Raw genomic sequence first — 26,963 nt, 5'->3', positions numbered from 1 at the left:
ATAATAACAAACTCCCTCGCAATGACGGATAAACCTATCCATACAACAACTCCGCTTTTAGTTAGGTATTTCATAAATCTGCTCTACTACACCATCAAGACCCATTAAAAAAGTATAAACTTTTAATTGGGGGAATTTTTCTTTTATTATATCACGGGCCTTGTTTAAAATTACTGCATGTGCTGCCGTTTCTTTTTCCTTGGTATTTAGCTGTTCCTGACCTATAAGTATTTTATAAGCTCCACATTCTCTATGATCAAGAAAAACAATTTGTTTTATGTTATGTAATTCTTGCAAAATCTCAATAGTATCTTCTATTGTTTTTCCCCAATAAGTATATTTGTCGTTAACGAGAGCAAGCGATGCACCGGGCAGTGATACTTTATCAAAATTATCTTCTAATCCTAATTGTTCCATTAATTTATCTGTTTCGTCTATTAATCTAAAATCTACACAACTAATTAAAAGAGTAGAAGCCTCATTTAATGTTTTGAAATGTTCATTACTGACTTCTACCTTTACAACTTTCTTATTGGCAATAATATCATTGTTAGCAGCGTAAAGATTTAAACTAGACACCATAATAAACCCTAAAATTATATATTTTACATGTATCACACAATTCTCCTATTTAAAAATATTTCTTACAGGCTTTAAAATAAGAATAACCTGTAATGATTGTTAAAAAAGCAGCAATCCATAAAATTATTTCCCCTACTATATCTAAATAAATAATTCCTGAACCTTTTGAGCCTAGTATCAATATCGATAAAGCAAACATTTGTAAAAACGTTTTTACCTTAGCGAGTCTCGATACAGGCACACTAACCTTTACTAGAGCTAAAAATTCCCGAAGACCGCTAACTAAAAATTCTCGTGCTAAAATTAATAAGCAAGGTATCTCATCTACATTATCTTTTTTTAGTAGCATGATAATAACACAACCTACAAGTAGCTTATCTGCTATGGGGTCAAACATCTTGCCGAAACTTGTAACTAAATTATATTTTCTTGCAATATAACCATCAAAAAAATCCGTAATACTAGCTAAAACAAATAATAATGCCCCAAGTTTACGTGCAAGTGAATTATTTATATAAAATACCAGTATAATAACTGGAATTACCATTATTCGAGCAATAGTTAGATAATTAGGTAAATTTTTATCTATTCTCATTAATTAATTAAATTTATTAATATAATATTGTTGAATGATGGATAGAATATTATTCCAAGACCAATATATTAAAAGTCCCACAGGAAAACTACTAAACATAAATAAAAAAATTAGCGGCATAAATTTCATTACTTGAGCTTGCATCGGATCCGCAGGTTCAGGACTCATTTTTTGCTGTAAGAACATAGTAATAGCCATTAAAATAGGCCATGCTCCAATCATTAAAAATGACGGCGGCGAGAACGGTAATAAGCCGAATAAATTAAAAATAGTAGTAGGATCAGGTGCAGATAAGTCTTTAATCCAGCCGTAAAACGGTGCTTGCCGCATTTCAATAGTTACATACAATACTTTATAGATGGAGAAAAATACCGGAATTTGAACAAGTATAGGTAAACAACCAGCTACCGGATTTACTTTTTCTTTTTTATATAAAGCCATAATTTCTTGATTTAAACGTGCTTTATCATCACTGTATAAAATTTTTATCCTATCGATTTCCGGCTGTAAATTTTTCATTTTTTTCATCGAACGATAAGACTTATTGGCTAAAGTAAACATTAATAGCTTAATTATAACCGTAACAATTAATATACTAACACCGAAATTACCGACATAGCCATAGAAAAAATTCATGGCGTAGAAAACCGGTTTGGTAATTATATAGAACCAGCCAAAATCAATAGCTCTATCAAATAATTTAATATCATATTGCTTTTCATATTTATCAAGCAAGTCTACTTTTTTTGCTCCAGCAAAAATTCTGCTTTTAATTGAAAAATTTTCGCCGGGCTTTATTATTTGTACCGGTGAAATAAAATCTACCTGATATCTTTCAGTCCCTTGCGTAAGAGCATAATTAAAATTCGAGCTATAATTACCTGATTTATCTGGAATCAAGGAAGATAACCAATATTTATCGGTAATTCCTATCCAGTTAACCTTACTTGCTGCAAATTTTTCACTTTTCTTATCTTTAATATCATCATAAGAATATTCTTTAAGATTCTCGTCTATACACCCGATAGGTCCTTGATGTAATATATTCACCGCTTTCTCTACGGCAATATATTTACGATTTATTAAACCGTAAGATTGCACAGGCAGTTCTTTATCACTATTATTAACGATGGTTTGCTCTATAGTAAATAAATAGTTTTTATCGACAGTAATAGTAACTAAAAATTTAACTCCGTCTTCATTAACCCAAAATAAATGAACAGGTTTTTCAGGGCTTAATATTTCACTATCACTATTCCATATAGTATCGTTGTTAGGGAGTTTTACACTAGATAAATTACTAACTAAACCAACTTCAGCAAAATATGCATTTTCTGTATTAGCCGGTGAAAATAATCTCACTTCAGGACTATTTTTAGATAAATCTTGTTTATATTTCTTTAATATTAAATCATCAAACCTCAGTCCTTTTAATGAAATAGAACCGGTAAGTGATTCAGATTCTATTTTAATACGCTGTACTTGACTTTCTTCACCAGTTGCAGGTTTAACTAAAGCTTTTAACTGTTGTTTCTTTAAATTTTCTGCTTTCTGTACTGCTATTTGTATTTGCTGTTGCTGTTTTTTTTGTTCAGGTTTTACAACAAAATACTGCCAACCGAAAATTATACTTAAAGACAGTATAATAGCGGCTATTAAATTAATTATATTATTATTCATTCCTAGGTCTTAAATTTTAATATTTTTAAAGCTCTAAGTTTTAAAGCATTTAGAGAAAATAATCAAGTAGTATATATACTACTTTGCTTTCAAAAGTATTGAATATCCAAGATGAAAGACAACTTCCATCTTGGATACAAATTTAATTTATTTTTTTATTTTTACTACTTTTCATTTTACTTCGGATATATTATACCACTACTACATTCTGAAATATTTTTAATTTAAATTCAGGAAGTATAGAAATGAAATGTTCAGAAATACTGTCCTGTATATTTTCATAACCTACTAAATTTACTTCTTTAACAAAGATATATATTTCTATAGGCAACCCATAAATCGTAGGTTCAAGCTGTCTTACTAGAAAAGTAAACCCTTCGGTATAAACTGCCGGATTATTTTTTAGATATTCCTGAATATATAATTTGAATAGTTTAATGTTGGTTAAATTTTTCTCTTCTTTATCAAGAGTGATTTTATCTATTACATCCTTTGATATATAAGGAGATTTTTTTAGTGCTTTTAAAATAGTAGCATCACAGAAGTTAATAGTTGCCATATTAATATTAAATACTCTCTTTACCCTTCTTGCTCCTGATTCACTAATTCCTCTATAATTAGTTACGTTAGAATTTAAAATGCTGTAAGTAGGAACTGTGGAAATAGATTGGTCAAAATTCCTAATTGTTACTATGGAAATAGTAATTTTTTCAACTGTTCCTTCAATTTCGCCTATACGTACCCAGTCTCCAATATTAATAATTTCTTGAGTAGTTAGTTGCAAGCTTGCAAGTAATCCTAAAACGGTATCTTTGAAAACAAATGTTAAAAGAGCTGCGGCTGCACCTAAGCTTGTTAAGAATGTACTAAGCGAAATATTTAATATATATGAAATAGTTACCATTGCTGCAATAACTATGATAATAATTTTTAATATTTGAAAATATAAGCTAAGCGGTGCATTTTTTGTAACGGCTTTGATTCTATTGTGATACAGATCTACAAAAGCATCTATAAGCGTTAATAATAACATCGTTACAGATATACCAGTATATAAGATTACTATAGTATCTTTGATTCCCAGTAATACATGCGCTTTAAAAGAAGTAGAATGAAAAATCTTTCCCCAACATACAAAGTAAAGTGCTAATAAAGTATGTAATAAATAACGAAATATAGGATATTTTTTTATCCTTTCATAATCATCATAATGATGTCTAGTTAAATAATTTTTTACAGGAATAAAAATTAATCTTTTAATTAGAAATATCACCGGTATAAGAAATACTAACATAACAAACAATAATACTAACTCAGTACTTGAGGTGTGATATAGATCCATTACATATTGCATATTTTACCTATCATTATTATTATAAATATAAATCTTTTTTATTCTTACTAAGAATTTTATTTTTATCAATAATTTTAACTCAAAAAATTTGGTATTGCTAAGCAAATATAGATACTGTCATTGCGAAGCCACAAAGCAGCTGCAGCAACCCATAAAAATAATAAAAAACTGAATTGCCTCGTCAATTACTTACGTAATTTTACTCAGACGTTAAATGAATTAAATAACTTATTTATCTATGACATTTCCTAATATCAATCCAATTATTTTCTCTATAGGTCCACTTGCTATCTCTTGGTATTCTCTTTCATATGTAATAGGAATTTTACTAGGCTGGTTCTATGCAAATAAAATTATAGAAAAATTTAAGCCTCAAATTACCAAAAAAAATCTAGAAGATTTCATTACTTATGCCGTTATAGGCATAATAGTCGGAGGCAGACTAGGGTTTGTTTTATTATATAACCCTTCTAGATATTTTTCAAATCCAATAGATATCTTAAAAACTTATGAAGGCGGGATGTCTTTCCATGGCGGAGCTTTAGGGGTGATTATTGCTGCTTATTTGTTTTGCCGAAAATATAAAATTAATTTTTTAAGTCTCACGGATATAATAGCCACCGTAGTACCTATCGGATTATTTTTAGGTAGAATCGCTAATTTTATTAACGGCGAACTATACGGACGTATTACAAATACTTCTTTTGGTATGATTTTTCCGAATAGTGATTTGATGCCAAGACATCCTAGTCAATTATATGAAGCTTTTTTTGAAGGTTTAGTATTATTTAGTATCTTAGCATATGCAACATTTAAGCACAAAACTCTTAAAAAGTGCGGTTTAAACTTAGGAATATTTTTAACATTTTACGGTCTTTTCCGAATCACTATTGAAATATTTAGAGAACCCGACATACAAATCGGATTTATTTTAGATAGCTTGACTATGGGACAAATTTTATCTGTACCTATGTTACTTTTAGGAAGTTATTTAATATGTCAATCGAATCCAAAATAAGACAATTAATTGATCAAAACGGTTATATTACTTGCGATGTCCTCATGCAGGAGGTATTAAACTTAAATCCTACTTCCTATTATAAGCAAGTAAAATCATTGGCTAGCGAAGGTGACTTTGTTACAGCTCCTGAAATTTCACAGCTATTCGGTGAAATTATCGGCTTATGGTGTATCAGAGAGTGGCAAAGAATTGGCTGCCCAAAAAGTCTTAGTTTAGTAGAGCTTGGTCCTGGTCGAGGTCTATTAATGCGTGATTTACTACGTACTGCAAAATTAGTACCAGAATTTTATAAAGCTTTATCAATTGAACTAATAGAAATTAATAAAAATTTTATTGCTCATCAAAAGGCTAATTTACAAGATATTAATTTACCGATTAGTCATCAATCATTTATAGAAGATATACCAAAAAAGCCTACTATAATAATAGCTAACGAATTCTTTGATGCTATACCGATAAAACAATATATTAAAGTCAAGGAATTATGGTATGAAAGAATATTTGTAGTGCAGCCGGTAGACGAAAGAATTAAATACGATAAAATAAGCGTTAATAAGCAATTACAAGAATATCTGCTGCATACTCATATTGAAGCAAAAGACGGGGCAGTACTTGAAGAATCGTATAAATCGATAGAAATTATAAAATTTATAGCGCAGCATCTAAAAAGACTAAGCGGCAGTAGCTTAATAATAGATTACGGCTATGATATAGCTCCGAATTGTAGAACTAGATATCAATATAATCAAACATTACAAGCGGTTAAAAACCATAAATATTGCCCCATCCTTGAAAATCTTGGAGCAGCTGATTTATCGGCACATGTGGATTTTTATGCATTAAAGACGGTAGCTAAAAACAGCAAACTAAACGTAATAGATACAATATCGCAACGAGATTTTTTAATAGAAAATGGAATCTTATTACGCAAACAAACATTGCAAGACAAGCTTAATGATAGACATCTTTCCAAATTCGCTTATAGAGAGGAATTTAAAGGAGACACGAAACGCAGCACCGCAGCGTACACTTTAGTACGTGAGGATGCGAGTACCGTATCGACGTATAAATTACCTCTAGAAGTAGAGTTTGGAAAGATGTCTGAGCAGGCACAAATAATAGAAAGACAGGTAGAAAGACTAATATCACCGAAACAAATGGGAGAATTATTTAAAGTATTACAAATTATGAATTAATTTAGGTTTTTTGTGGACATTTTTAAAAAGATTAAACTTTGGCTATTTTTTGCTGCAAATTATAAGATTTTTTTGAAATATGAATAACTATTCCAGCAAAAATCTTATTAATTTGCGCTACAAAATACCTCAAAATAGCAAATCAATTAGAAATGTCCACAAAAAACCTAGGTTCTAAGTCTTGATTATAAATGGACAACTTAAGTCTCCTTCTTCACATTTCAGCATAAATTCTTTTATACGCTCTTCGGTTTTTCCTGTAAGACACATAAGCAGTATCATTGGATATACGGAACCGCCATAAACCCCAAAACTTTGAAATTCACAATCAGCATCTCGGTACTTAATCCATAAATTTTGGGATTTTTTAAGTAAATTAACTTGTTCTTGTTTGTCTGAAATATGTGCTAATATTTCTTGGTATATTTGATTTAGTTTCTTATCAACTTTCTTATATTCTACAGCGACACAATAATTCATGTCACCTTGCGTCATGGTATTATTACAATCAACAGAAAATAATTGCTTTTTGCATTATTTTATCATTTTTAAAAATAATTAATTAAGAATCACACACCGTGACGTTCTGCAATTAAACTTTTGATTTTACCGATAGCTTTAGCAGGATTTAAGCCTTTCGGGCAGGTCTTAGTACAGTTCATAATCGTATGACAACGGTAAAGCTTAAATGGGTCTTCTAAAGCTTCAAGACGTTCACCGGTATTATCATCCCTTGAATCGGCAATCCATCTATATGCTTGTAGTAAAATCGCAGGCCCCAAATATTTATCACCATTCCACCAATAGCTAGGACAAGAAGTAGAACAGCAAGCACACAATATACACTCATATAAACCGTCAAGCTTTTCTCGGTCTTTAATCGACTGTAACCTTTCAGAGTTTGAAGGGGTAGGGCTATCGGTTTTGAGCCAAGGTCCTATAGATTCGTATTGTGCATAAAAATGTGACATATCAGGTACTAAATCTTTCACTACTTTCATATGAGGAAGCGGATAGATTTTGATATCGCCTGATATATCTTCTATTGGTTTTATGCATGCTAAAGTATTTGTACCGTCAATATTCATTGCACAACTACCGCAAATTCCTTCCCGACAAGAACGCCTAAAAGTTAAAGTAGAATCGATTTCGTTTTTAATTTTAATTAAAGCATCTAAAACCATCGGTCCGGTTTTGCTTAAATCTATCTCAAAACTATCGATAGTAGGATTCTCATCAAGATCAGGGTCATACCTATAAATTTTTATCTTTCTAGGTTTAAGCATTTTCTCTTGTTCTTTATGCTCTCTACCTTTTTTTACTACTGAATTTGGCGGTAACCTTAACTCTGCCATTTAAGTACTCTCTTAAAATTTGTTTTTAGAACTATACAAAATAATTAGCTAATTAACAATCTTTCATATCTGTTACGTGGATGACATTAATGTCTCTGCCATGCTACTTACAGTTACTTACAAGATATTGCCAGCGTGGATACCGATGTCATTCCCACAGCAGCAGGAATCCAAAAAAAATAGTCTTAGTATTAACAAAATAAACCTAAAAAAACAAGTTTTTTGTAGGTTTTACTGGATTCCCGCTTCTGCAGGAATGACATCAAGATGTATTTACTGGTCCACGCAACAATGCCTACTCACAATGACGATATTTATAGTTAGCAATCCATTATACGAAGATCAACTTCAAAAAGAGCCAGGAGTCCACAAGACGAGGAATACAGCGTATACTTAATACGTGAGTACCACAGTACTTGTAGAACGACGTAGCCAATTTTTGAAGTTGATCGAGTATATTCCATTATCCATTAAACTGCTCTTATTGAGTCATATATATTTGCTATTATTTGTGGAATTACTGAATTGCCTATAACCCTTTAATCCATCTGCAACATAATGATCTTGAGGGAAACCCATTAAATATTTACATTCATTGATTGCTAGTCTTCTTATCTTATCATTTATATAATAAAGACCGGTGCCCGACACCACCACCAAAAGCTGATAAAGTGAATGACCGAAAGGGCTATACATCCTTTCACCTTGACCACCTTTATTAACTTGACTAATCCTAATTGGCTTTAATTATTTTTCAACCGGTGTTTTATCTAAAACAACATCATCTCTATTAATAATATACGTTTTTTCAACATCCTGTTCTAAAATATCATTAAGCAAAATCCTTTCATAAGACTCTTCCGGTTTTACATATGTGTATATTCACTGCTAAAATCTTTTCGTAAACAAACAAAAAATAAACTCTTTCTCTTTGTTTGCAGTACTCCAAATAATGAAACATTTAACACATTTCTATATACTTTATAGCCAATCTCATTTAATTTTTGGTCTATAGTTTCAATTACGCTGCCATTATTAATATTCGGAATATTTTTAACATTCTCAAGCAATAATATATAGGGTTTATGATGATTATTTCATACAAGAGTCTACATCTCCTATACCAAGCCTCTTACCTGAAATACTAAAAGATTGGCAAGGAAAACCGGCACATAAAATATCATGTTTAGGGATTTTGCTGATATTTCCGTAATATCACCGTATGGCTTATCACCGAAATTTCTTTTATATGCTTCTTGTACATCTTTGTCTATATCAGAGAAAAAACACATTCAAGACCCTTTAAAGGGTTTTCTAAAACCACCGATACCACAAAATAAATCTATAAATTTATACATAAATTATACTATTAAACTGAGGAAGCGGAATTTTCTTTTTTAGCTTTAGTTATTTTTGTTTTCTCAGGTGATTTTTCTTTATCTATTTTTATAGTAGATGAATCATTAAAAGGAAATTTATTCTCCTCTTCTGAATCTAAAGCTCTACCACTAAGTAAATTTTTAATTTGCTGACCGGACAATGTCTCATATTCAATTAAAGCATTTGCTAAGGTATGAAGTTGATCTATATGTTTTGTTAAAATATCTTTTGCAAATTCATATCCTTGCGTAATAATTCTTTTAACTTCAGCATCAATTAACTCTGCAGTAGCTTCCGAGGTTTCATTATTAGGTTGTCTACCATACATATCGTCACCACTTGAACCGTGAAATATCGGTCCTATTAAATCACTTAAACCTGCTTTTGTAACCATCGCTCTTGCAATATTAGTTGCACCTTTTATATCCGACGAAGCTCCTGAGGTAACTTTATTTCTACCAAAAATAATTTCCTCCGCTACTCTTCCTGCCATATAAACTGCTATAGATGATTCCATCTGTTCACGATTCTGAGAATATTCATCAGTTTCAGGAAGTCTTTGCACCATCCCAAGAGCATTACCACGCGGTATAATCGTAGCCTTATGAATAGGTGATGCTGCAGGACAATAAAGTCCTACTAAGGCATGTCCGCCTTCATGATATGCAGTCAACCTTTTTTCTTTCTCCGACATTGCAATAGAGCGACGTGCAACTCCCATCAGCACCTTATCTTTTGCCTCTTCCATGTCGTGCATATCTACTTCTTTCTTACCAAGCCTTGCAGCAATAAGAGCAGCTTCATTAACTAAGTTAGCAAGTTCAGCACCGGAAAAACCCGGGGTACCGCGAGCAATAATTCGTGCTAGTACCGTACTATTATATTTAATTTTCTTTAAATGTACTTTTAGAATTTGCTCACGACCGTTTATATCAGGGTTTGCAACGGCAATTTGACGATCAAACCTACCGGGACGCAATAATGCACGATCAAGAACGTCAGGACGGTTTGTAGCTGCAATGATCACAACTCCCTCATTTGCTTCAAATCCATCCATTTCGACTAACATTTGGTTTAAGGTTTGCTCACGTTCATCATTGCCACCACCCATACCGATACCTCTATGGCGACCTACCGCATCAATTTCATCAATAAAGATAATACAAGGAGCATTACGTTTACCCTGTTCAAACATATCACGCACACGGCTTGCACCGACACCTACAAACATTTCAACAAAATCAGAGCCGGATATGCTAAAAAACGGAACATTAGCCTCACCTGCAATTGCTTTAGCAAGAAGTGTCTTACCGGTTCCGGGAGGACCTATAAGTAAGCAGCCTTTCGGTATTTTACCGCCAAGCTTTTGGAACTTGCTTGGATCTCTTAAAAAATCTACTATTTCAGTTAATTCTTCTTTTGCTTCATCGATACCGGCTACATCTTTAAAGGTAATTTTTGGTCCTTTATCTGATAGCAACCTAGCTTTAGATTTTCCAAACCCCATGGCTTTCCCACCTCCATGCATTTGACGCATAAAAAAAATCCAAACACCTATCAATAAAAGCATAGGAAACCAAGAAATTAAAAAGCCTAAAAAGGTATTCATTCTTGTTTCAAGAGGCACTACTTCAATATTAACGTCATTGCTAGTAAGACGATTTACTAAATCAGGATAATCAGGAGCATAAGTGTTAAAAGTAGAGCCGTCATTTGAAGTGCCTTCAATTACTCTACCCTGAATTTTTACCGAATTAACGGTCTTTTCATCAACTCGTGTTAAAAAATCCGAGAAAGTTATATTATTTCTTCCGCCAAGTAAACCGTCAGATTGGAACACATTAAAAAGTAATATTACAAAAATAAAAAGTGCTGCCCAAACTAAAATACTTCTACCTTGATTATTCATCGATATAAAACCTAATAAAATTTTTTATTGGTATAAGAGAGGTCTGTAAATAAATTTTAATTAGTAGTTAAAATTTATTTACAGATAACCTCTTAAATACCGGTGTTAGCAAAAATGGGTGAAACGAGATACAAAATTTGGAGAAAAAGATACTTCAAAGTTCCACATGTCGTTATCATAATATGATATATGTGGTATTGCTATAACTTTTTCAAGTATTTTAATGATAGGTAAGGTCAATAAAACTGCATTGTGGTTTTTGCAGGATAGATTTTTCAAAGGTTCTAAATCTAATTGTTTCTTTATTATTTTATAATCTTCTAACGATAGATGAGTTACAAAACAATTTGGAGTTTCTTGATTTTTTGTGATACAAAATCTATTATCCCAAATAACAGATTTATCTAGTAATATTTTACTCTCAGGTAATTTTTTGCCGAATTCCCTGTATATAAGTAACTCGTTTTGTATACGCTTAATTATACAACCATGAAGTGTATTCTTAAAGTTTACGTCTTGAGTAATTAATTTCAAAATAGGTTCTACCGAATAAAAACGAGCTGCTCTAGATTGTCCACTAATTATTATCAGTAAAAAATTAATTATTTGTACTTTCACCTCATTTGAAAACTTATCAAATTTAACTAAATCAAGAAAAGCAAAGCCATATTCAAAAATCTTGACCGCTTCAGCTATCGCCGATATTAATTCAGGCTTAAACTCGTTTTCTATAAGTTTGTTGATTTTAAGTTGTTGTGAGATGATTGCGGCTTTAGACATCTTTCCAAACTTCACTGCTAGAGGTAATTTAGACGCCGTTCCGGTACTCGCATCCTCATGTGGCATTGTTGCGTGGATCAATTTTACCTCTGTCATCCCGTGGCTTGACCACGGGATCCAGTTAAAAATACTAAAATTATTAGTACTTTTTATTGTTTTTATGGACCCCGTGGTCAAGCCACAGCGGGGTGACACAGTGAGTTTTACCGGTCCACGCAACAATGCCTCCTCACCTACGCTTGTGTACACTGCGGTGCTGCGTTCCATGTCTCCTTTAAATGCCTCTCTATAAGCTGGTTTGGAAAGATGTCTAATATAATCTGCACCTTTAGCTAATTTTTGCCTAATAACATTTCGTCTATATTTATCAGATGAATTTGACTCATCTTCAAACCATTTTATATTATGGCTGACTAAATATTCTACTAATTCACTTTTTGGAATATTATATAGCGGTCTAATTATTTGTATATTATTATACCAATTGATATTACTGCTACTAAGTCCAAATATACCACTATTACGCTCTAATCTTAAACAAAAATTTTCTACGTAATCATCTTCATGGTGAGCAGTTAAAAGTACTAATATATCGAGTTCTAGACATAGATTTGTCATCAAATCATAGCGTCCTTCTCTTGCTCTTTCTTGTAAATTGGAAAAATTATTTTGATGGTCAAAAGATAAACTATAATGCTTGCGATTTAGACTATTACTGATATTTTGGATATAATGGGTCTCTTGCTTCGACTGTTCCCGTAAGTTATGATCAACCGATATAACAAATAATTCTATATTATTTTTTTCTGCCCAAATATTAGCAAGATAAAGAAGTGCTACCGAATCGCTCCCACCAGATACTGCAATTGATATTTTAGATAAGCCAAAATTACCTATTAGATTATTGATATTATACTCAAATTTTTCATATAGCATGGTTGAAAAATGTTAGTATTGTAAAGTATTTGGATATTGTGGTCAAATGTAGTAGTATGTCATTTCCGCGTAGAGGCGGGATACGTTGTTGCATGGCGCTTATGTCATTCCTGCGAAAGCAGGCATCCAGAAAAAAGTATAAATACAGCAAATTTTTGAAATTAAAAGCTTGCTTTATGCTGGATGCCCGCCTACGCGGGAATGACATCGAGCAAGTTTCTCAATCCATACAATAATGCCCTGCTTTTGCAATGGTAACAAAAAACCACACCATTAGATGATAAAGAAAATTTATGCTGACTTAGCTAAATCTTCTGAAGTTTCAGTCTTTTGTTCACGTAAATAATCTTGTGCTTCTGATTCTGATCTTACAACAATAACTGTAACTATAGCATTAAGCTCTGCATGGAGTCTTATTTCAACTGTATAAATTCCAGTAGATTTAATTTGTTTATCAAGAATAATATTTGAATGAGAAATATTATAAGATACATTTTCAGATAATTTATCGGCTATTTCTTTATTAGTAACCGAACCGAAAAGTTTACCGTCATCTGATGTTTGACGAATAAAAACTAATTTTTGATCTTTAATAAGAGTATTAATTTTTTCTACTTCTTCTCTTATTTGCTTATCTTTTGCTTCAAATTCGTGTTGTTGTTTAACTATTAGCTCTTTATTAGGCTCAGTAGCTCTAATAGCTAATTTTTGCGGTAAAAGATAATTACGACCAAACCCGTCTGCTACTTTGAGTATGTCGCCAATTTTACCTAATTTTCTTACGGGTTTTATTAATATAATTTCCATGTATTATGCCTTTATTTAGCTTGAAATACAAAAGGTAATAACGCTAAAATTCTTGCAATTTTAATAGCATTATTTAGCTTTCTTTGTTTCTTTGCACAAACATTTGTGATCCTGCTTGGTAACATTCTACCGCCTTCAGAGACAAATTTTATTAAAAGCTCAGGATTTTTATAATCAATAACAGGTGCATTAGGCACAGAAAGAGGGCATCCTTTACGTCTTCTAAAAAATACTTTTTTAGCAGTTTTATCTCCTACCTTGCGAGCAGCTGTTTCACTAGCATTATTACTTTTTAACATTCTTTAACCTTAATGCTTACAAATTTAATTATTAATCGTTACGTCAATTACCGGAGTATTCTCTGTACTTTGATTTTTTAATATCGGTGAAGGTTCATTACTAATTGAATCTGCTTGAATTGTAAGAAATCTAATGATATTTTCGTTAAGCTTCATTTTTCTTTCTAGCTCTTCTTTTACATTACCAGTAATATCTAGACCTAAAAAATAATAATGTCCTTTTTTGTTATTACCGATTTTGTAAGCTAAAGTTCTTAACCCCCAATATTCTTTTTTTATTATAGTGCCATTATTATCTTTAATAATTTTAGCAAAATCATCAACAATTTTATCTATATCGTTTAATGGTACGTCTTGACGTATAATAAAAACTGATTCATAAAAGCTCATGATATATAAGAATCTCCAACAAACAAACTTTAAAATAAAACTATTTATAGCAACTAAAACTATTAAATTCAAGTATTATCTTTAAAAAATTATTATTTCTTTGTTTCTTTTTATAAAAAGTTTGCTATAAACCCTAATAAATTACTAATAAATTAGAAATTATTACAAAAATTTTAATTATTCACTAAATATTAATAGAAGATTAATTCAGTATTTGATAAGCTATTACCTTAAGTTTTAATTATAGAAGCAAAAAATAAAAAAATGTTAATATTTCTTTAAGTAATGATATAGAGAGAGCAGGATTTAATATAATGAGGGCTGCAACTCTAGACAAAGCATTAACTTATTTTTTTAGTCAGCCGCTTGCTATCATGATTATTAGTGCAGAATTACAAGAAAATCCTTTAATAACAATAAATAACGTTTAACAGAAATAGACGATAACGTGCTATTTTTTTATAAGCCCTTCTTATCTGAGCAAATAGTAGGTACTTTAAAGAGACGTTCCAAGTCAGTTGTACAAGATAATATTATTAAATTTAAGAATCTAAATATTGATTTAAATACTGAAAAAGTATACAAAGACGGACTGAATATTCGTCTAGGTCCTACTGAGTTTAAAATTGTACGACTTTTTTTCAGGTTCCAAAGTATTTTCGCGTCAAGATTTAATGAACGTCTCATAAATGTTCATATAAATAAGGATTAGAGAGACCTTAGGGAAAGACAATTTAATTATTACAACCGTTCATTTTATCGGTTATTGTCTAAATTAACTAGAATTTTATTGTCAAAATTTTCTTTGTATTTATGCATTAAGTATGTTATATTAATATTATGTATAATATAATTAAGATTTTATTCGTTGCTGATTTATATATTTTATAACTAAAAACTGTAAATTTTATGTTAAGTAAACTAAATTTAAATAAACTAAATAAGCCCGCTTTATTTGCTTTAATATTTTATCCTATTTTTATTATATCTCTTGTAGTTAAATATTCGTTTGATTATGGAATAGGGCTCGCTGAAGTTATTTTTATAATTGCTAGTTATTATATTAATAATATTACCGTTGGGATCGGTTTGCATAGGTTATGGTCTCATAATGCCTATAAAATAAATAAATATGCCGAGTTTGTCTTAATTATGCTGTCTGCAGGAACATTACAAGGACCAGCTTTATCTTGGGCATCGAATCATTATAAACATCATAGATATACGGATCAAGACCAAGATCCGCATACTCCTTTAAAATTTGATAATAAATTTTTAGGCTTTATGTGGTCTCATATAGGATGGATGCTAGTCGGAAGCGGTAGCTATAAGTCTATTGATCGTATTACTTGGGCTAAGCACGGGAAAAACAATTTATTAAAATGGCAGCTAAAATATTATTGGCAAATAGCAGCTTTTATGAATATTGTCGTGCCTTTATTTATCGGTTACTTAGTCGGCGGTACTATACAATCAGCATATGCAGGATTTTTATTTATGGGGCTCGGTAGATTCCTACAGCAGCAAGCAACCTTCTGCGTTAATTCTTTATGCCACTTTGCCGGTAGTAAAAAATATTACAAAGGCACTGCCGGAGATATTTGGTGGATGGCATTATTCTTACTCGGTGAAAATTGGCATAATTACCATCATGCTTTTCCTTCAGATTATCGTAACGGTGCAAAATGGTATCATTTTGACGTTCACAAATGGATAATATTTTTAATGAGTAAAATCGGTTTAGCTTCAGAACTTGAACGTACTACAAAAATACGTATACAGGCAAAAATGCAAGAAACTTTAAGCTATCTTAGTGCAAAACAAAAGCAAAAATTGACTTTAATGCAAACTAAAATAGATCATTTATTAGACAATTTATGCTTAAAAATTAAAGAGCTTGAAGAATCATCTATTACTATTAAAGAACAATTTAAAAAATCTTTTGTAGAAATACAAGAATCACTTAAAAAGTTAGCGGAGCAAGTAAGTTCTGCAACGCAAATAACAGAAAAACCTTCGGAAAAACTATTAAAAATAGTTAATAAAAAAATTATTGATGCCGAACAATCTATTTATAAGCTGTATAATCAATTAAATACCTTAAAGGTATCTCATTAGACATTATTAAATAAAGATAGATATCGTGATTGCAATCGGGTGTTGGTGTTGTCACATGGATCCTGTCATGTCATTCCCACCTACGTGGGCAACACCTTCTCACAATGACGCAAACTATCATTTTTTACTTAACAACGTCTCTAATTAGTTGCAATTTGAATGATAAAAATTTTAGGTATAGAATCAAGCTGTGATGATACAGCTGTTTCTATAATCACCGAAAATCGAGAAATCTTATCTAATATAATCATTTCACAACATACAGAACATGCAGTTTTTGGAGGAGTAGTACCTGAAATTGCTGCACGTTCTCACTTATCGCATCTAGATAAAGCATTAAAAAATGTTTTAAAAGAAAGCAACACTAAATTAACGGACATTAGTACAATTGCTGCAACTTCCGGTCCAGGTTTAATTGGCGGTGTTATAGTTGGCTCAACGTTTGCAAGATCGCTAAGCAGTGCTTTTAACAAACCCTTTATTGCAATCAATCATTTAGAAGGTCATGCTTTAACTGCAAGACTAACCGATAATATTCCTTATCCTTATTTACTCTTGTTAGCTTCGGGCGGACATTGCCAATTTGTAGCAGTTTTAGGTCTCGGAAAATATAAAATACTAGGATCTACTATAGATGATGCCGTAGGCGAAGCCTTTGACAAAGTAGCCACAATGCTAAACTTAGCTTTTCCCGGAGGACCTGAAATTGAGAAAAGAGCAAAACTTGGCGATCCTCATAAATATAAATTTCCAAAACCTATAATTAACAGCGGTAATTGCAATATGTCCTTTTCAGGGCTTAAAACTGCCGTGCGTACTTTAATAATGAATTTAAAGGAAATTAATGATACTGTAATCAATGATATAGCGGCAAGTTTTCAATTTACTATAGGAGAAATTCTAAGTAGTAAGGTACAAGATGCTATTAGAGCATATGAACAAATAACAAATAATTTTGATAAAAAGAATATAGTTATTGCCGGCGGTGTCGCTGCTAATAAATATTTACAAGAAATATTAAGTAGTTGTGCTAAAACATATGGTTATCGGCTTATTTATCCACCTATCCACTTATGCACCGATAATGCTGCAATGATTGCATATGCAGGACTTGAGCGTTACAATAATAAGTTATTTACTCCTTTGAATTTCTGTCCAAAAGCTAGGTGGAGTTTAGAGGATATTAGTAATTAAAATTTATTTACTGATATCCTCTAAGAAGAAATATAATTTTTTAATATTGACACTTCTTAATTTAGTAGTATGATATGTAATTACCATGAAACATGGCAATTACATATATAAAAAAGAGGTAAGTTTATGAGCAATAGCAATTATGAAAACATACACAAAGCATTTAATTGTTTTTCAGAAGCAGCCAATTCTGCCTATTCAGTCGTAAATACTTTTTTAGCACTACCTAATGTATTTAATAAATATCCTACTGTTATTTCTTTAATTTTTTCTAAAACAGAAAAATTAGACTCTAATATAACCAATATAACCAATATAATTAAAAACGGTGTTATTATATATGAGATATCAACAACCTTAATAGGGGCTGTAAATACTTTTTATAAAGATAAAAAACTAGTCGATAAAATATTAAAAGATGGACAGAATGCCATTGATAAGCTTATTGAAACAACAACCTATTTATCGCCAATAGTTACAGATATTACAAATTCTTACTTAGTTGATCCGTACAAAGAAGACAAAACACTATTATTTGACTTACAAATTCCTAACTCTACTAATACTGATGATTATAAATTATCAGGTGCTGAAAGTATAACATTAGCTGAAATTGAATGTTATTAATAATAATTAATAGAATTTTTTTATTACTTTTTAGATGACCATACTCCTTTTAATTGTGGTCTTGTTGCATTGCTCGTTTTGTGTCATTCCCGCTTCTGCAGGAATGACATCAAACGCGTTTTTTGAGCCATGCAACAAATCTTTTAATAGCCCACAATGACAAAATCAATAATTATTAGATGCGATAATTCGTTATTCAGAAAAAATTAATCAACGCATTGTTACCTTCAATTCTTTATTCTTTGCATTTATTTTAACCGTTTTACCGCTACTTATTTCGCCTGCTAAAATCATTTTGGCTAAATTATTTTGTATTTCCCGCTGGATAAGACGTTTTAAGGGTCTTGCTCCAAAGCTTGGATCATAACCTTTTTCGGCTAAATAATTTAAGGCAGATTCATCAAGTTCAAGAATAATATTTTGTGCTAGCAAAATTTTCTTTAAGCTTTCAAGCTGTATCTTAACTATATCATGAATATTATTACGATTTAGGCGATGGAATAATATAATCTCGTCTAGTCTGTTTAAAAACTCAGGTTTAAATACTGCTTTTACATATTCCATAACCTCATCCTTTACTTTATATGTATCTTCGTCTTCTTTCTGATTAACGAGTATCTCAGCACCTAAATTAGATGTTAAAACTATTATAGTATTCTTAAAATCAACCGTTATACCTTGACTATCTGTTAATCTTCCCTCATCAAGTATTTGCAGCATAATATTAAATATGTCAGGATGGGCTTTTTCAACCTCATCAAATAATATTACCTGATAAGGACGGCGTCTTACTGCCTCCGTCAACACCCCACCTTGATCATATCCGATATAGCCGGGAGGAGCTCCTATCAGGCGAGAAATAGCGTGCTTCTCCATATATTCCGACATATCTATACGAAGTATTGCATTACGGTCATCAAAAAGAAAACCAGCTAAGGCTTTGGTAAGCTCGGTTTTACCGACTCCGGTCGGTCCTAAGAATAAGAACGAACCAAGCGGGCGGTTAATATCTTGAATCCCTGCACGTGATCTTCTTACCGCATCACTAACACCTTTAATTGCCTCATCCTGCCCTATTACCGATTCTCGTAATTTCTGCTCCATCACAAGCAGACGCTCACGTTCACTTGATAGCATCGTATCAATTGGAATACCAGTAATACGAGAGATAATACTTGCTATATCACTTTCTGATACAATTTCTTTTAACAGCCCTTTATTATCCTGACTTTCGGCTTCCTGAATCTTTTTCATAATCTCAGGTATAATTCCGTATTTTAGCTCACTAGCTTTAGCGAGATTAGCATCACGTTCAGCACGTTCAAGCTCGTTTCGGCTACGGTCTAGTTCTTCTTTGAGCTTTTGTGTTTGCTGTAGTTTAGACTTTTCAGCTTGCCATTTAGCTCCCATATCATAGGATTTAGACTCTAATTTTTCTAATTCTGTAGTTAAATGCTCTATTTTCTTTTTAGAATGCTCGTCATTTTCTTTTTTAAGTGCTGCAAGCTCTATTTTTATCTGAATAATACGACGGTCCAGCTCATCAAGCTCTTCTGGTTTACTTGATAGCTCTATTTTCATACGGCTACAAGCTTCATCAATCAAATCAATAGCTTTATCAGGTAAATAACGATCGGTAACATAACGGTTTGATAACGTCGCTGCTGCAACTATTGCACTATCGGAAATTCGCACTGCATGATGCAGCTCATATTTTTCTTTAATTCCTCTAAGTATTGATATAGTATCCTCAACCGTTGGCTCACTCACGTAAACAGGCTGAAAACGACGAGCAAGTGCCGCATCTTTCTCGATATATTTACGATATTCATCTAGAGTAGTAGCACCGATACAATGCAGCTCACCACGAGCAAGCATCGGCTTTAGTAAATTCGAGGCATCCATAGCACCGTCGGTTTTTCCCGTACCGACTAATAGATGCAATTCATCGATAAATAAAATAATTTCACCGCTTGATTCTTTAATTTCGCTAAGCACTGCTTTAAGACGCTCTTCAAATTCGCCTCGATATTTAGCTCCCGCTATTAAAGCTCCCATATCAAGCTCAATAATACGGCAATTAATAAGCGATTCAGGTACGTCCTTACTAAATATTCGTTGTGCAAGTCCCTCTATTATAGCAGTTTTACCGACTCCAGGTTCACCGATCAATACAGGATTATTTTTCATACGTCGTGATAGTACCTGCACCGTTCTTCTTATTTCTTCATCACGCCCGATTATCGGGTCAAGCTTACCGCTTTCGGCAAGCTCTGTTACGTCTCTGCCGTATTTCTTTAAAGCATCGTAACTATTTTCTGCCGATTCGGTATCTGCTTTTTTGCCTTTACGAAGCTGTAAAATAGCTGTTGCTATTTTTTTATTATTAATTCCATTATTCGTTAAAATTTTACCGGCTATAGTATTATCATAAGTTAATGCTTCAAACATACACTCTATGGTTACAAAGCTATCCCCACTGTCTTTAGCAATGCTACTAGCTTTTTCTAAAACTTTAAGAGCTTCAGCAGAAGAATAAACTTGTCCCCCTCCCTCAACCTGAACTTTTGGGATTTTATTTAGTTCTAGCTGAACTTGATTTTTTAATAAATTTATATTACCGCCGGTATTATCAATAAGAGTTTGAATTATACCTGTTTCTTCACTTAAAAGACTAGATAATAAATGCAAAGGTAATATTTGCTGATGATCATTTTTAGCAGCAAGTGATTGACTACTAGCTATCACTGATTTAGCATGTGCAGTAAATTTATCAATATTCATATAAATAACATATTTTAATTAATAAAGTTAAATATTTTTAACTAGACTATTTTTATATAATAATTTTTAATTAAAATAACAAGAGATGCACAACTATCATATATTATAATGCTTTCATCATTAAAAAAACAATTTGATAACGATAAGAAGCTTTTATTAAATCATACAAAAGAATTTTTAACCACACCCGGAGTGGGCGTTCCTTTAGAAACAAATAGAGCTAAAATTGAAGAAGCTGTTGAAAAAGGCAGCTTTACCGAGGCATTACGGGGTTTAGCAATTTTACGTCATGAGAAAACCGGTATAAAGCTTACTAAAATTGAAGGGAAAAACGGTGAAACTCTAATATTAATACGTAACGGTGGTCGTAACAATCCCAATGAAAAAATTATTTTAGGCACTAAAGCTTTTGAAATGCAATATTTAAATGCTATCAGAGGAGCGATAGACAAAGCAAAGAGCGAAAATAAACTTGAGCTTGTGCTGAAATTCAATAAAGAAGTAGTAAAATTTATTAATAGTTTTACATCTCACAAAATATGCAAGCTGAAATTGACAGTGTTGCCGAATTGCTAGGAAAAAATGGTATTAAAAATGCTCATAAAAAATTAAATGTTGCTAAAGATTTTCAAAATTTCAATGATGAGGGAAAAGAGCATATTGTAGTCGAAGCGGAAGTAGCTTTTAAAGGCTTGACAGAAGAACAAAAGCAAGAATATCAAAATAGAGATGGTAAAAACTGGTATAATGTAATGCCTGAATGGGAGAGAAAGCTTGTTGATCATTATACTGATACAATTTAAAATGGTAGGCATGTTATCCCACCCAGTTATGACAAATTGTTGGCATGAAAAACACCTTTGAGAAAATTGGGGCAATAACCGACAAAGACGGTAAAATTTTTGAAACATTGCTTACATCTAAACATGCAGGTACATTAGCCTCGATTTCAAATGATATAGATTCTAGACAAAAAATTACCGACTTAAATGCACGCCAAGCCCAAGAATGGCTTGAAGACGGCATTACTCTTCATACTAATACATTAAACTCAGGTCCTATAGAAGCTGGCAATGATCCCACAATTGTTGATCAGACAAAAAAAATCTATGGAAAATGTCGGTGGGAAAAATACTAATACTCCTCTTAATTTATTTAGACTTATAGGAGTAACAAATAACTTTGCAGGAGTGAGTGATACTTTAAACAAAATAACAGAAAATTTACCGACTGAAAAAGGAATTGATGAATTAAAAGCACATATTAAACCTAGAAGCAAATTTGAACGTTTTTTAGGATAAATAAACCTAATAAAGGAAATACAGCAAAAATAATTAACAATGCAAATTTAACGGATCAGGAAAAAGAAATATTTAAAAAAGCTATAACATTAAGAAAAAATATTGAGCAAGCAGATATTCCTTGTATAGAGTATCCTTCGAGACAAAACTTCCTTTTATATCTTTTAATAAAGAAAATATTAATCTAAATATATCAGATATCTTAAGTAATTTAACAGCGAAAATAAGACAAAATAAACAAGAAACTAAAACCACTAGTTTAATAAATTTACCTCAGGAAAAAATATTAACAATGTGTGCCAGCGGTAAAGATAGAGAAGGGCTTAATGAACATAATAAAATATCTCAAGCAGTATCAAAATATACCGGTATAATAAAGAAACAGACATCGATAAACAATTACTTAAAAACTGTCATATTGTTCAGCAAGCAGGTAGTTATTTATGCAGGCGGTGCAACAATAAGTTATTACGGCACTAAAAAAGAAAATAAAAGAGTCATTCCAAAAAGTAGAAAAGAAACACTTGCTACTATAATGGCATTAACTGCTAAAACTAATAAAATTGAAGACCAAAAAAAGATGGATAAAAAGATAGATGCAGAATATGAAAAAATCACCCTAGAGAATCTATCGCAATACGCAGTGATAGGAAAGTTGTTAAATCGTTAACTAAATTGGTGGCACAGCTTAAACCAAGTATAATCCCACCGGTTAAATGTAATAAAAGTCAAAATATAGGTATGGAGAAATAATGTCAGAACTTGCAATTGTAACAGACAGTACTAGAGGAATAGGTAAAGCGATCGCTTTAGAATTAAAAAATAAGGATCTTATGGTAGTTGCTAATTTTTTCAGCAATTACAACGCTGCTAAAGAAATGGAAGAAAAATACGGTATAAAAACCAAACGCTGGAATATTGCGGATTTTGAAGAATTTAGAAAAGCAGTAAAGAAAATTGAAGAGGAGTTTACAAAACCAGTAAGTATTCTTGTAAATAATGCCGGTATTACCAAAGATAAAATGCTACATAGAATAAGTCATCAAGATTGGAATGATGTGATTAACGTTAATCTCAATTCTTGCTTTAATATGTCTAGTAGCGTAGTGGAACAGATGCAAAACCAAGATTACGGTCGTATAGTAAATATCAGTTCAATTAATGCTCAAGCAAGGCAGGTTGGGCAGACTAATTACTCTGCTGCTAAAGCCAGAATTATCAGCTTTACTAAGGCCCTTGCTCGTGAAACTGCTTCTAAAAATATCACCGTTAACTGTATAGCTCCAGGGTATACTGCAACCAAAATGGTAGGAGCAGCACCCGAAGACGTGCTTGTTAAAATCGTTAATAGTATCCCAAAAAAAGACTAGGACAGTCGGAAGAAATAGCTAGAGCCGTGGCATTTTTAGTTGATGAAAATGCTGGATTTATAACAAGTGAGACTATTTCTATCAACGGCGACCATAATATGATTTAAACAATTAACTAATAATAGATTAGAAGATGAAAGAGATCGTAAACCAATTAATCTCTAACGGAAGAGAACTTTTAAGTAAAAATGAATATAAAGAAGCACTTAATATATTTACCTTAATTAAACAATATAAAAGTTTTCTACATATCTATTATTATGCAGGCATCACTTACTTGTGTTGGGAAAAGTTAGTTGGAGTATTATAATAATGTTGAACAAACAGACCTTTACCTTAAGGCAGTAGCTTCATTACGACAAGCAGCTCTATATACATCTAAACCTAAAGATACTGATGTTTTATTAGGAAAAGCTTTTTATAAAGCAAGCAAATTAAGCGAAGCTGGTACTGTACTTAACAAATATATATCTTGTCCAGAGAATGAGGAAGAATTTCAGGAAATTCTCAGTCAAATAACTCCAGAACTTAATCAAACTACTAATTCACCGATGCTATCGAGAGATAGTAGTCAATTAACTTCGTTTAATAATAAAGATTCGCATGATATAATAGAAGTGAGTCAAACATTAAATGCATTAATAAGCATAATAGCTAAACATGACCACGATATAGCTCGACATGCGCAAGCAATTACAGACATAAAAAAAATGTTACAATCTGTAAATGTTGGGTATACTGCAGATATAAACAACCAAATTAAAAAATTGAAAGTCATTAACCCTAAATTAGAAGAATATTATAAATGTTTTAATATGACTTTACACAATGTATGTATTGCTGCTAGTGCTGTAAGTAGCGGCCTAGTAGTTCCTGATGCAGGGTATTTAACGTGCGAGTACCTCTTCTCTTATAAAATGGGTTTGTTATCTTGGCGACATAGCAGCGTCCGGTTTTTTAAATTCTATTGCCACTCACTGCTCTAATAGCAGTTCTGCATGATGCCAATGATAATATGTTTAACTCTAAGGAAGAAAAAAAAGCTAGTATATGTACTTACTAAATTTTGTAAAATGATTAATAAACAATCTGATATAACCGTACCTGTAGGACAAGATCTACAGAGATTAGCTTTACTTTTTGCTAATTTAAGGAGTGTAGAAATCAAAAAAAAATAATGAGACAGATTTCAGTAATTTCTTTACGACTAACTTGCCAATGCAAAATAAATTTTTTCGTTATGATACCAATAATACAAAAGAAATGAATAGTAATCCTATGGAAAAATTAGCGTTTCAAGATGCCATTTCTTTGATTAATTATATGTATCATCATGCAGAAGATATATTAAAGAGTTCTAAATCGTTGTTAAATCAAATTTTAACTACTACAAAAGAAGGATTAAGCCCATCATGGGATGATATAAAGAAAACTACTCCCGGCAATGTAGAGTACGATTTATGGCAAATGGAAAAGCAAGTATCTGAACCCGAAATAATAACTGAGAAAGCAAAAAGCAGACAGCTGCGAAGTATAAAGATATCTTGCTTTTCGGTTGATTGCTCAAAACCATTTTTGAAAAAACTCGAATATTTTAGCAAGCAACAGCTGGAGCTAATTACAAAAATTTTCGATGATTATCCTCATTTATTTTTTAGGAGAGAGGCAATTAACATATGTATTAAAAATGAAGATGGTAGACAAAACGCATTAGATGCAATAAAGTTAAAATCGTCAGATAAATTTTTTAAAGATTGCTTTGATAGAGTATTCCCTAAGGTAGATGTTGTTGTAAACCTCATATTTGAAGAAAAACCTAAACCGAAGCACGTACCTAATGAACCTGAGCTTGTATTTAACTTAGAGCTCATACCTTTAAATATAGACGAAAATGATGATGTACTACCAACAGGTAATATAGAAAATAACCACTAAATTTTTAAAATGACTAGCATATATCACATTCTTGACCATGTTCCTGCTATTTATAAGCAGGACATGGAAATAGAGTATGAGCATTTGGCTATGCAATTAATTAAGTCCGGTAAATTACGGATAGATACCGATGATTGCTGCAATTTTGCAAGGTTTACCGAACCTGCTCTTAATATAAGCTTAATGGTTAGTCAAGAAGAACTAACAAGCCCGCATTTAATCCCTAAAACTACCAAGCTTTTTCAAAATTTATACAGAAATTCCGCTTCAGATCAAAAAATAAAATCAATTTTCGATAATTTAAAAAAGCAAATACAAAAGCTACAGCCAATTAAGAAAGAAGTAACCGAAATGCTAGCACGTATTTTTGTTCAATCGGCTCATCCAATCGTAATAAGGTGGCTTCTTCTTAATAAGACGGAAGTATTTCTTACCTACTCACATAATATCGGCGATATGATGGATATGGTTAGCTGGCAACGAGTAGGCGGTAATAGCGGTATGCAAAGCACTAACGGCAAGGACGTAGCTATTTTTGTTTCATGCGGCGGTAATCCTTTTGCTGAAAACAATAAAGATCATCCGACTTACGGCAACGGCTTTGCTGCGGCAGCAAGACTTCAGATTATCGCAGCCCAAGAGCTTGGGCATTTTGCCGATATAAAAAGAGATGATAAAGGCAGGCCAATAACTCGCCATTCGGCTAATTTTTCCGGTACTAAAGCTACCGAGAAAGTACGAATTGCTAGAAAAAATGACATAATACATTGTCATAATTTGCTGAGTAAGCTCCTTAAAGCAGGTATGAAAAAGCAATTAGATTATGAAACGAAACTTAAATTTTATAATGCAAATAAAGTTAGCGGCTTAAAAGTTTATGCTATAAAATTCATGATTTTTATATATAAATTTCGGCTTTTAAATTATAGCAGTAAGAATAATCTAATATTTGTAAGAAAATTTAAAACCGATAAATATATGGCATTAATGATTGATGCTATGTTTAAAGATATGCAAGCTAATTTATCACCGGCAGCTGACGTGTATAAAAATAAAAACCCTGAAATTGAAGAAGCGATAGCCTGCATTGAAGCCTTAGCAAGAGTACCGCAACAAGCCGTAAAATGGGGATATTTAACTACCAAAGAAACTATGCATGACCTTTATAAAATATATTATAACGAGGTTATACCTTCTTTAATTACTAGCTATAATGCTGTCACCGGTGAAAATTATCAACGTGATTTTAAAAAGCCAAAAAGTAATTTCTTTTCTAAAATCAATATCTTTAGTAACAAAAAGTTAGTACTAAAACCGGTTAGGGAATTATGAGTATACTGATGTGAAATG

At 31.9% G+C, this 26,963-nt stretch carries 26 protein-coding genes and 3 pseudogenes; 15 read left to right on the top strand and 14 right to left on the bottom strand.

The features are described 5' to 3' along the window. Window positions 1–57: 57 nt before the first annotated feature. From ACPKKV_RS01765 to ACPKKV_RS01750, 4 genes are all read right to left on the bottom strand, one after another. A complete protein-coding gene (locus ACPKKV_RS01765) occupies window positions 58–618 on the bottom strand; it encodes a carbonic anhydrase (RefSeq protein ID WP_392505900.1) in 561 nt (186 codons plus the stop codon). Between the two features lie 13 nt (window positions 619–631). Continuing rightward, window positions 632–1,177 carry a CDP-diacylglycerol--glycerol-3-phosphate 3-phosphatidyltransferase gene (gene pgsA, locus ACPKKV_RS01760; RefSeq protein WP_392505898.1) on the bottom strand — a complete coding sequence of 182 codons (546 nt, stop codon included), beginning with the start codon at window positions 1,175–1,177 and terminating at the stop codon, window positions 632–634. A gap of 3 nt (window positions 1,178–1,180) precedes the next feature. Beyond that, window positions 1,181–2,857 (bottom strand): membrane protein insertase YidC, encoded by a 1,677-nt coding sequence (gene yidC / locus ACPKKV_RS01755; protein WP_392505896.1) that lies wholly within the window; start codon window positions 2,855–2,857, stop codon window positions 1,181–1,183. A gap of 190 nt (window positions 2,858–3,047) precedes the next feature. Then, a complete protein-coding gene (locus tag ACPKKV_RS01750) occupies window positions 3,048–4,211 on the bottom strand; it encodes a mechanosensitive ion channel domain-containing protein (protein WP_392505895.1) in 1,164 nt (387 codons plus the stop codon). A gap of 238 nt (window positions 4,212–4,449) precedes the next feature. Here ACPKKV_RS01750 and lgt point away from each other — a divergent pair, with 238 nt between their 5' ends. Together lgt and ACPKKV_RS01740 are read left to right on the top strand one after the other, a co-directional pair. After that, entirely contained in the window at window positions 4,450–5,229 is a 780-nt protein-coding gene (gene lgt / locus ACPKKV_RS01745) for a prolipoprotein diacylglyceryl transferase (protein WP_392505893.1), read from the top strand. Then, window positions 5,208–6,428 carry a class I SAM-dependent methyltransferase gene (locus ACPKKV_RS01740; RefSeq protein ID WP_392505892.1) on the top strand — a complete coding sequence of 407 codons (1,221 nt, stop codon included), beginning with the start codon at window positions 5,208–5,210 and terminating at the stop codon, window positions 6,426–6,428. The genes lgt and ACPKKV_RS01740 overlap by 22 nt, the downstream gene beginning before the upstream one ends. Window positions 6,429–6,570: 142 nt before the next feature. On the opposite strand, the pseudogene ACPKKV_RS01735 reads toward ACPKKV_RS01740, so the two are convergent. From ACPKKV_RS01735 to rpsF, 9 genes and pseudogenes are all read right to left on the bottom strand, one after another. Further along, a pseudogene (locus ACPKKV_RS01735) lies at window positions 6,571–6,923 on the bottom strand (lysozyme inhibitor LprI family protein). A gap of 74 nt (window positions 6,924–6,997) precedes the next feature. Next, window positions 6,998–7,783 (bottom strand): succinate dehydrogenase iron-sulfur subunit, encoded by a 786-nt coding sequence (locus ACPKKV_RS01730; RefSeq protein WP_392505891.1) that lies wholly within the window; start codon window positions 7,781–7,783, stop codon window positions 6,998–7,000. A gap of 866 nt (window positions 7,784–8,649) precedes the next feature. Beyond that, window positions 8,650–8,853, bottom strand: a complete 204-nt coding sequence (locus ACPKKV_RS01725) for a DNA cytosine methyltransferase (protein WP_392505890.1) — start codon at window positions 8,851–8,853, stop codon at window positions 8,650–8,652. Between the two features lie 22 nt (window positions 8,854–8,875). Beyond that, window positions 8,876–9,075 (bottom strand): annotated as a pseudogene (locus tag ACPKKV_RS01720) (DNA cytosine methyltransferase). Between the two features lie 77 nt (window positions 9,076–9,152). Then, complete coding sequence (gene ftsH / locus ACPKKV_RS01715; protein WP_392505889.1) at window positions 9,153–11,072, bottom strand: ATP-dependent zinc metalloprotease FtsH; 1,920 nt, start codon at window positions 11,070–11,072, stop codon at window positions 9,153–9,155. Between the two features lie 105 nt (window positions 11,073–11,177). Then, window positions 11,178–12,788, bottom strand: coding sequence for a tRNA lysidine(34) synthetase TilS (gene tilS, locus ACPKKV_RS01710; RefSeq protein ID WP_392505887.1), 1,611 nt, complete (start codon window positions 12,786–12,788; stop codon window positions 11,178–11,180). Window positions 12,789–13,079: 291 nt separating this feature from the next. Next, a complete protein-coding gene (gene rplI / locus ACPKKV_RS01705; RefSeq protein ID WP_392505886.1) occupies window positions 13,080–13,595 on the bottom strand; it encodes a 50S ribosomal protein L9 in 516 nt (171 codons plus the stop codon). A gap of 11 nt (window positions 13,596–13,606) precedes the next feature. Then, window positions 13,607–13,894 carry a 30S ribosomal protein S18 gene (rpsR, locus tag ACPKKV_RS01700; RefSeq protein WP_014120459.1) on the bottom strand — a complete coding sequence of 96 codons (288 nt, stop codon included), beginning with the start codon at window positions 13,892–13,894 and terminating at the stop codon, window positions 13,607–13,609. Window positions 13,895–13,918: 24 nt separating this feature from the next. After that, entirely contained in the window at window positions 13,919–14,284 is a 366-nt protein-coding gene (gene rpsF / locus ACPKKV_RS01695; RefSeq protein ID WP_392505883.1) for a 30S ribosomal protein S6, read from the bottom strand. 909 nt (window positions 14,285–15,193) lie between these two features. On the opposite strand from rpsF, the gene ACPKKV_RS01690 reads away from it, so the two are divergent. The 3 genes from ACPKKV_RS01690 (at window position 15,194) to ACPKKV_RS01680 (ending at window position 18,223) form a co-directional block, all read left to right on the top strand. Beyond that, window positions 15,194–16,402: a fatty acid desaturase gene (locus tag ACPKKV_RS01690; protein WP_392505882.1), complete on the top strand. Its 1,209-nt coding sequence runs from the start codon at window positions 15,194–15,196 to the stop codon at window positions 16,400–16,402. 159 nt (window positions 16,403–16,561) lie between these two features. Beyond that, window positions 16,562–17,596 (top strand): tRNA (adenosine(37)-N6)-threonylcarbamoyltransferase complex transferase subunit TsaD, encoded by a 1,035-nt coding sequence (gene tsaD / locus ACPKKV_RS01685; RefSeq protein ID WP_392505881.1) that lies wholly within the window; start codon window positions 16,562–16,564, stop codon window positions 17,594–17,596. A 126-nt stretch (window positions 17,597–17,722) separates the two neighbouring features. After that, complete coding sequence (locus tag ACPKKV_RS01680) at window positions 17,723–18,223, top strand: DUF5424 family protein (RefSeq protein WP_392505879.1); 501 nt, start codon at window positions 17,723–17,725, stop codon at window positions 18,221–18,223. 210 nt (window positions 18,224–18,433) lie between these two features. Here ACPKKV_RS01680 and clpB read toward each other — a convergent pair whose 3' ends face one another. Continuing rightward, the gene (gene clpB / locus ACPKKV_RS01675; RefSeq protein ID WP_392505878.1) at window positions 18,434–21,007 is read right to left on the bottom strand and encodes an ATP-dependent chaperone ClpB; all 2,574 of its coding nucleotides are present in this window, start codon (window positions 21,005–21,007) and stop codon (window positions 18,434–18,436) included. A 108-nt stretch (window positions 21,008–21,115) separates the two neighbouring features. Here clpB and ACPKKV_RS01670 point away from each other — a divergent pair, with 108 nt between their 5' ends. From ACPKKV_RS01670 to ACPKKV_RS01625, 10 genes and pseudogenes are all read left to right on the top strand, one after another. Next, window positions 21,116–21,583 (top strand): hypothetical protein, encoded by a 468-nt coding sequence (locus ACPKKV_RS01670; protein WP_392505876.1) that lies wholly within the window; start codon window positions 21,116–21,118, stop codon window positions 21,581–21,583. Then, entirely contained in the window at window positions 21,547–21,810 is a 264-nt protein-coding gene (locus ACPKKV_RS01665; RefSeq protein WP_392505874.1) for a hypothetical protein, read from the top strand. The genes ACPKKV_RS01670 and ACPKKV_RS01665 overlap by 37 nt, the downstream gene beginning before the upstream one ends. A gap of 44 nt (window positions 21,811–21,854) precedes the next feature. Continuing rightward, complete coding sequence (locus tag ACPKKV_RS01660; RefSeq protein WP_392505873.1) at window positions 21,855–22,145, top strand: hypothetical protein; 291 nt, start codon at window positions 21,855–21,857, stop codon at window positions 22,143–22,145. Further along, a complete protein-coding gene (locus ACPKKV_RS01655) occupies window positions 22,117–22,308 on the top strand; it encodes a hypothetical protein (RefSeq protein ID WP_392505872.1) in 192 nt (63 codons plus the stop codon). Before ACPKKV_RS01660 ends, ACPKKV_RS01655 begins: the two co-directional genes overlap by 29 nt. Before the next feature lie 121 nt (window positions 22,309–22,429). Beyond that, a complete protein-coding gene (locus ACPKKV_RS01650) occupies window positions 22,430–22,978 on the top strand; it encodes a hypothetical protein (protein ID WP_392505870.1) in 549 nt (182 codons plus the stop codon). Window positions 22,979–23,060: 82 nt separating this feature from the next. Then, a pseudogene (locus ACPKKV_RS01645) lies at window positions 23,061–23,785 on the top strand (SDR family oxidoreductase). A gap of 26 nt (window positions 23,786–23,811) precedes the next feature. Next, on the top strand, window positions 23,812–23,988 hold the full coding sequence (locus ACPKKV_RS01640) for a MarR family transcriptional regulator (RefSeq protein WP_392505868.1): 177 nt from the start codon (window positions 23,812–23,814) through the stop codon (window positions 23,986–23,988). Next, complete coding sequence (locus tag ACPKKV_RS01635; RefSeq protein ID WP_392506956.1) at window positions 23,975–24,664, top strand: hypothetical protein; 690 nt, start codon at window positions 23,975–23,977, stop codon at window positions 24,662–24,664. The genes ACPKKV_RS01640 and ACPKKV_RS01635 overlap by 14 nt, the downstream gene beginning before the upstream one ends. A 337-nt stretch (window positions 24,665–25,001) precedes the next feature. Then, entirely contained in the window at window positions 25,002–25,613 is a 612-nt protein-coding gene (locus ACPKKV_RS01630; RefSeq protein ID WP_392506915.1) for a hypothetical protein, read from the top strand. 9 nt (window positions 25,614–25,622) lie between these two features. After that, window positions 25,623–26,945 carry a DUF2748 family protein gene (locus ACPKKV_RS01625; protein ID WP_392505866.1) on the top strand — a complete coding sequence of 441 codons (1,323 nt, stop codon included), beginning with the start codon at window positions 25,623–25,625 and terminating at the stop codon, window positions 26,943–26,945. The last annotated feature ends 18 nt before the right edge of the window (window positions 26,946–26,963 follow it).

Origin of the sequence: Rickettsia finnyi, from assembly GCF_049668125.1 — a bacterium.
GTDB classification, from domain to species: domain Bacteria; phylum Pseudomonadota; class Alphaproteobacteria; order Rickettsiales; family Rickettsiaceae; genus Rickettsia; species Rickettsia kotlanii.
This window is presented reverse-complemented; position numbering and strand designations above follow the sequence as displayed.